The sequence below is a fragment of the Aeromicrobium phragmitis genome (genome assembly GCF_003674095.1).
Taxonomy (GTDB): Bacteria; Actinomycetota; Actinomycetes; order Propionibacteriales; family Nocardioidaceae; genus Aeromicrobium; species Aeromicrobium phragmitis.
Genome location: NZ_RDBF01000072.1, coordinates 1 through 477, shown reverse-complemented (window position 1 = coordinate 477; position 477 = coordinate 1). Strand labels below are relative to the sequence as shown.

The window sequence follows — 477 nt, the reverse complement described above, 5'->3', positions numbered from 1 at the left end:
GACGGCATCACCACATCGCTGACGACGGCGTCGACCGGCGGTGCCGTGTACGCCTTCGCGCTGGGCAGCAAGCTGCGCCGGGACGCGCAGGTCACGCTGGTGACGTTCGACGACGGGCGGCCGGTCGGCTTGCAGATCGTCACGCTCAAGCCGGGCGCGATCATCGAGGTCGGCGACTACACCGAACTCACCCTCAGCGATCTTCCCGACGACGACAGCGCCACCTCCACGACGGAGTGACCTCGATCCGGTGGCCGAAGGTCCGGTGAGCGGGGAGTTGGTGGATGATGAACCCGTGACTGAGGTCGAGACGATCGCCGGTGCTCCACGGCTGCCGCAACGCGCCTGGATCCGCTCGGAGGCGATCTTCCCCGTCGTCGGCGTCGCCATCGTCGCGGCCGTGTGCGCCGCGGTGGCGGTGACGTCGTCGATGGACTTCGCGCTGCAGGCGGGCATCATTCTGGTGGTCATCGCCGT

At 68.6% G+C, this 477-nt stretch carries 1 protein-coding gene and 1 pseudogene; both read left to right on the top strand.

Translation table 11 applies throughout. From position 1 onward, the window contains the following. Nucleotides 1-240: pseudogene (locus tag D9V41_RS17915) on the top strand (hypothetical protein); the annotation flags it as partial. A 55-nt stretch (nt 241-295) separates the two neighbouring features. After that, nucleotides 296-477: hypothetical protein (locus D9V41_RS16295; RefSeq protein WP_133434237.1), on the top strand; the 182-nt coding region annotated here is incomplete at its 3' end.